The organism is Pseudomonas sp. BF-R-24 (assembly GCF_019947335.1).
GTDB lineage: Bacteria > Pseudomonadota > Gammaproteobacteria > Pseudomonadales > Pseudomonadaceae > Aquipseudomonas > Aquipseudomonas jessenii.
Genome location: NZ_JAGYGG010000077.1, coordinates 1 through 6,121 on the forward strand (window position 1 = coordinate 1; position 6,121 = coordinate 6,121).

Consider the following 6,121-nt stretch of genomic DNA (forward strand, 5'->3'; position numbering starts at 1 on the left):
AACTCGGGCTGGTCTCAATACTGGACACGATAACCCGGCTTAACCGCTTAACCTGAACCGCCGTATACGGAACCGTACGTACGGTGGTGTGAGAGGACGGCGGATGTAAATCCGCCTCCTACTCGATTCTGCTCCCGCATCGGGAGGACCTGAGATGCCAGACAAAACAGACACATGGCTGCTCGTTCTCGCGTGGCTGGGCCAGCATGCGCCGACGATTTATGCCGGCGCGCTGTCATTCGTGGTGGGTGCTTTGCGGATCATCTACGGCGGGGTCACGCGGCGGCAGGCGCAGCTCGAAGCCTCGCTCTGCACGCTAATCACCATTGGTTTGATCCCGTTGCTCGAGTACTTCGGCTTGCCTCAGAACTTCGCTACTGCTGCCGGTGTGTTCATCGGCTTCCTCGGCGTGAAGAAGATCGCTGACCTGGCTGATCGGTTCGCTGGCTTCAAATTGCCGCAGCGTGGTGAGTGATGGCATGCGGTGGATGCGCCGCACGGCGCGATTGGATCAAGAAGTGGAGTGCTGTTGCATACAGATACGACTTTTGCTCACGATGTGGCTCGACTGTGCCGAATGCTCTTCGCGAGACGCCTTACTACTGGATCCCGCTTGGACTTCTCGATGGCGAACTGGGCGTGGAGTGTATTGGAGACTTCTGCACCGATGACGCTATGCCATGGGGGTGTAAAACGCTCGGGAAAAAGCCATTGCGTAGCGCCGGACCCACATGAGTTTCTTCTGCATGAACTCCAGGTCTACAGTGATTGATTCGGGAGCTTGATCGGCATAGGGGCGTATGGGTGGCCTGGCCCAATCTGACCGTTTATGGCCGATTACTGACTAGAAGGGCAGCAATCGATCCAGACCTTTCCGCACAGCCTGGGCCGATAGCTATCGATCCATAACTTAGCGAGGTAACCCGCAGTTCATAATTGATCGACAAACGGTTGTCCTACTCACCGATTGATTGACCCAAATTAATGCACAGCCGGTTATGCATTGACCTGAATGCTTTGTGCCAACAGACTTTTCTTCTCTTTTGTCTTTCTTGAGGTCCGTCTAATACGTAAAGCATTCTCTTTCGTTGTACTAAGCCTTCTTGTATCGCAGTACTCCCTCGCTGGTGAAACTACTAATACGGCTGTCGGTGGCGGTGTCGGCGGTGCCCTTGGAAGCGTTGTCGGTCAGGCTGTGGGGGGGCAGCACTGGCGCTGCGATCGGAGCCGGCGTAGGTGGCGCGGCTGGGGGCGCAATGACCGCTAAGAGTGGCAAGAAGACCGAATCAGCTATTGGCGGGGGGCTCGGTGCAGCGGGTGGTCAGGTAATCGGCAACAGTGTCGATGGTTCCGCCGGTGGCCTGATCGGTGCTGGACTGGGCGGCGCAGCAGGTGGTGCTATCGGCAACAATCTGGCCGATGATAACGACCACCATGATTCCGACTACAAGCATAAAAATAAATACAAGAATAAACATAAACACAAGCATGACGACTGATCTCGGGTTCCGAGACAGAACAATTGGAAGCTTTGTTTCAAAAGGGGGCGGACGTGGTTCTCTCCCTATTGGTCGTCTTTTGGGCCGCGGCGCTTATTGCTGCGCCTTTCTGCACCGCCGAAAGGTCATGTAGAGAAATCCTTGATGTTGGCGGTAATGCCAAGTCACCCGCGGGCGACAGGTTGCTGCCGGTGGGGCTGATCAGCCATGTCGCCACCAGTAAAGCAGTGCCGCTGAAGATGTTGTAGGTGATCGCTGATGCGGTGTATTGGGTAGACCACCGCGAGCGCGCGATTGGAAACGACCTGTTTGCACCAAAAGCGTCAACGTTCCGAACTATTTTTCATTTTCCTCTGTCGACCATGCACCATACTTCTCAGCGTACTGACTATGTGACTGCGACCCGAGTGTAGATTGGGCTGAACAAGTATAAAAATGGTGAGCGCAATGAATTGTTTTATCTGTGTAAACGTCGCGGAGCGTATTGAATGCCAAGGCCCATGGGAGGAGAGAGATTGTCCGGAGTGTGGGCGCTATAGAGTTGCCGATGCGCTTATTTTGACTCTGATGGAGCAGGGCCAAATTTTTGATGTCAGCAAAACAAGAAGCTGGCTTGAAGGTCGACGTAAAAACGGTGCCATTCCGTCTATTGAAATACATCAAGCGCTATTGTTGCCCTGAAAGAGTCATTCCAGGCAGCCGTTCAATGCCACACGTCCTGTTATGCGCATTAATCTGCAATGGGGGAATCGCAAGTGGATTCGGGTGCTGTACCGGTGCTGGCAGACCAGGACGTCCTACGATGAAATCGCCTATTTGAACGCATTGAGGTAGCGTGGGTCACCGCTCCTCAAGAGCCTTGATTTGGGTTGACTGACTTCCTCAGGGCGTGAAGCTGACCTTTGACGCACGCAGTCAGACTGGTTGCTCGTAGAAGCTTTACGCAAAATTTACGGGGCCTTGAGGTTGGGCATCCGATACTGCGCGGTGCTAATTTGGAATGCTCTGTTATGTCCCTCGCAGCCATTCGGCTTATCGGCTTCATCTTAGGCATTTTTCTGATCACGCTGGCCGTAAGCATGGCTATTCCCATGATCACACTGGTGGCCTATGAGCGTAGCGACGATCTGTCGGCCTTTCTCTGGTCGAGTTTGATTACCTTCATCTGTGGCCTCCTGTTGATCGTGCGGGGGCGCCCGGATACTGGCCAGCTTCGCCCGAGGGATATGTACCTGCTGACGACTGGCAGTTGGGTCGTTGTGTGTACCTTCGCAGCGTTGCCAATGGTGTTCATCAGCGATATCAGCTACACCGATGCATTCTTTGAAACGATGTCTGGCATCACAACCACGGGCTCGACCGTGCTCACCGGTTTGGATACCTCATCTCCCGGCTTGTTGATATGGCGCTCCATGCTGCATTGGTTGGGAGGCATCGGTTTTATTGGCATGGCTGTGGCGATCCTTCCACTGTTGCGAGTAGGCGGCATGCGTCTGTTCCAGACAGAGTCCTCAGACTGGTCGGAGAAAGTGACGCCACGTTCGCATGTGGCAGCCAAGTACATCCTTTTGCTCTATCTGGGGCTTACTGGCATCGGCGCTCTGGCGCTCTGGCTTGCTGGAATGACGCCATTTGAAGCGGTCAACCACGCAATGTCGTTGATCTCTACCGGGGGGTTCTCAACGTCGGACGCCTCACTTGGGCATTGGGCGCAACCCGCGATTCACTGGGTGGCAGTGGCCATCATGATTCTGGGAAGCCTGCCATTCACCTTGTACGTCGCGACATTGCGGGGCCATCGGCGTGCGCTGGTTCAGGATCACCAGGTACGCGGATTTATTGGATTCTTGTTCGTCACTTCGCTGGCTGTGGGTACCTGGCTGTGCTTTCACAGCGATTACGGATGGTGGGATGCGTTTCGTATCGTGGCGGTCAATGTGACCTCGGTCGTCACGACCACCGGAATTGCGGTTGGCGACTACACCTTATGGGGCAGCTTCGCTGTCTTGCTGTTTTTCTATTTGACCTTCGTCGGTGGATGTTCCGGCTCCACAGCAGGCGGTCTCAAAATCTTCCGTTTTCAGGTGGCTGCCGCTCTACTGGTCAGTAGTTTGAAGCAGTTGATCCATCCTCGAGCCGTGATTCAGAAGAAGTACAACGGTCATCCCATTGATGAGGAGATCGTGCGCTCGCTTTTGACCTTCTCGTTTTTCTTCACCATCACGATTGCCGCCATCGCCTTGGGCTTAGCTCTCATTGGACTTGATTGGACAACAGCGTTGAGCGGTGCCGCTACGGCGGTGTGTAACGTTGGGCCGGGGCTTGGCACGATCATTGGGCCGGCTGGTAATTTCTCATCATTACCGGATGCCGCCAAATGGCTACTGACAGTTGGAATGCTCCTAGGGAGACTGGAAATCCTGACTGTATTAGTGCTCGTAACTCCCGTTTTCTGGAGATATTGATCCACCTTGTCGGGCTCTGAGTCTAAAAGGTGCATGGGGGACGAAAATAAATTGGTCGATACCCACCCAAGGGGCAGCGAGTGGACTTGCCCCTACAAAACCGGACACCAACTCCCTGTTAAATTGATGCTGTTGCCCGCTTTCTGCCCCTGGCGAAGGACGGCAGTCACCCTAAGCGGTCACTCGAAACATCATCAGGCAGACCCTAACAAGTCGCTAGAAACTATCGCTGCCTTAATTGCAGGTCGGGTTGCCATAAGATCGATTACGAAACCCCGATAAATGACTCGCTCAACGCCGGGTCGGAGCAAAACCGTAACTACCCTTTGACTAAAACGTCGAATTATCGAACGTCAAGACTTTGGTAGCTTGGGCGAAGGTGAAAGCCCACAAGGCGGCAAGGGCAGAGCCAAATTGCCGGGTGCAGAGTGGCCCAGCTGACTACAACGAATTGTTCTAGGGAAGTCGGATTTAGCTACGCTGACAGTGGCCCTCAAGGGAGAATACTTCGACGCGATCAAGGCGGGCACCAAGCCTGAAGAATTTCGCCTGCTAACGCCGTATTGGCGTAAGCGCTTGGAAGGCCGAAGCTATGTACGCATCGAGCTGACCAAGGGCTACCCAGCGCGTGGTGATCAAACCCGGCGATTGTCTCTTCCATGGCGCGGATATCGCGTGACTACTATCACTCACCCGCACTTTGGCTCTGAGCCGGTCCTGGTGTTCGCGATCAACGTGAACCTGTAGGAATTTATCCTCTATGGACACTCTGAATTCTGAGGACTTGTTGCCGGAGTTCTCGCGATTGCCTGCCTTGGTCGACGGAGCTCGTTACGTCATCGCCGAGCGTGCCCATGGGGCTGCTGAACATCTGAATATCTACGGTGCGCACCCCGTGTATGTGGCGAAGAACGATTCTTGGCGTTTCCCCAATGGCGATTGTCGCCGCCTTGACGATCGGGACCTGTGGATTTTATCTGACGAATTCCCAGCTGCTGTTGATAGAGCGTGGGACCGCAATCGACTCAGAACCACCGGAATATTCCAAGCCAGAAGTTCGAGGAATAGCTCATTGCTCACTGTCGTGACGGCATGCTGGCCTCATCAGTAACCACATGAGGCCGTAGGCTATGAGCGCAGCAGTTGAGTTTTCAATCATGATTGACGGTGAGCAGATCCAGGGTTGGGTAGTTAAGGATGGGAAGTCATACCGTGCGTATGCGGAATTTCGCGGTGGCCTAATAGATGTCCGTGGTTCCACCAAGGCTAGCGCTGAAAGCAACTGGCGCGAAGAAGCGAACCACAAGGCAAACCAATAAGAAATGTCGCCCAGGTTAACGAAAGCCCCGCCAGTCGGGGCCAAAGTTCAACAGACGGACGATCTCGCGCTGGCTCATGTCGTGCAGTTGGCCGATCTGGATCGTGACGTGCTCTTCAACGCTGAGTTCGTGATAAGACATGGCAACACCCTACCGAAGCGGTCAGGTGTTGCACTCAGTTTTTGCCGACGCCAACCAATTAAAATCACCGGCCCAGCGCCGGCGTTTTCGTTATCGTCACGCAGCGTACAGCTAGCCCGTCAGGCTCATTGGCCTGGCCGCTATTCACTGCGCAGAGCCGCCACCGGATGCAGGCGGGCCGCCCGCAGTGCCGGAGCCAGGCCAGCGAGAATGCCGAGCACCGCCGCCAGCAGCAGCGCCAGCAGCAGAAACAGCGGCTGCAGCGCCAAAGGCAGGCTCGGCATGGCCAGGTGTAGTAGCCCGAGCAGGAGGCCCATCAACAGCAGACCAAGCAGACCACCGGCCAGGGACAGCAGCGTCGCTTCGGCGAGAAACAGCCCGAGCACCTGCCGCGGACTGGCACCAATCGCCCGCAAAAGGCCGATTTCCGCCGTGCGCTCGCCCACAGTGGTAGTCATGATGGTGAGAATGCCGACGGCGCCGACCAACAGGGAAATGCCCCCCAAGGCACCGATGGCCAGGCTCAGGGTGCCGAGAACGCGGTTGAAGCTGCGCAGCATGTCGTCCTGGGTGCTCAGACTGAAGTCCTCCACGCCGTGCCGTTCGCCGAGCACCTGGCGAATCTGCCGACTCAACGCCCGCGAAGTGGTGCCGGCGCCGAACACCACATGGACTTTGACCACCCCGGTGCGGTTGA

At 55.5% G+C, this 6,121-nt stretch carries 4 protein-coding genes and 3 pseudogenes; 4 read left to right on the forward strand and 3 right to left on the reverse strand.

Translation table 11 applies throughout. The features are described 5' to 3' along the window. Window positions 1-154 precede the first annotated feature (154 nt). Window positions 155-475 carry a phage holin, lambda family gene (locus KGA98_RS28155; protein ID WP_154947712.1) on the forward strand — a complete coding sequence of 107 codons (321 nt, stop codon included), beginning with the start codon at window positions 155-157 and terminating at the stop codon, window positions 473-475. Window positions 476-1,066: 591 nt separating this feature from the next. Then, window positions 1,067-1,499: pseudogene (locus KGA98_RS28160) on the forward strand (glycine zipper domain-containing protein). Between the two features lie 37 nt (window positions 1,500-1,536). Here the strand turns inward: KGA98_RS28160 and KGA98_RS28165 are convergent. Next, window positions 1,537-1,773, reverse strand: a pseudogene (locus KGA98_RS28165) (hypothetical protein); the annotation flags it as partial. A gap of 173 nt (window positions 1,774-1,946) precedes the next feature. Between KGA98_RS28165 and KGA98_RS28170 the strand changes: the two are divergent. Together KGA98_RS28170 and KGA98_RS28175 are read left to right on the forward strand one after the other, a co-directional pair. Next, window positions 1,947-2,180 carry a hypothetical protein gene (locus KGA98_RS28170; protein WP_154947713.1) on the forward strand — a complete coding sequence of 78 codons (234 nt, stop codon included), beginning with the start codon at window positions 1,947-1,949 and terminating at the stop codon, window positions 2,178-2,180. 329 nt (window positions 2,181-2,509) lie between these two features. Beyond that, a complete protein-coding gene (locus KGA98_RS28175) occupies window positions 2,510-3,964 on the forward strand; it encodes a TrkH family potassium uptake protein (RefSeq protein ID WP_154947714.1) in 1,455 nt (484 codons plus the stop codon). A 1,355-nt stretch (window positions 3,965-5,319) separates the two neighbouring features. Here KGA98_RS28175 and KGA98_RS28480 read toward each other — a convergent pair. Together KGA98_RS28480 and KGA98_RS28185 are read right to left on the reverse strand one after the other, a co-directional pair. After that, window positions 5,320-5,424, reverse strand: a pseudogene (locus KGA98_RS28480) (helix-turn-helix domain-containing protein); the annotation flags it as partial. Between the two features lie 140 nt (window positions 5,425-5,564). Next, window positions 5,565-6,121, reverse strand: a 557-nt coding sequence (locus KGA98_RS28185; protein ID WP_223504913.1) for an ABC transporter permease, incomplete at its 5' end; no start/stop codon positions are given.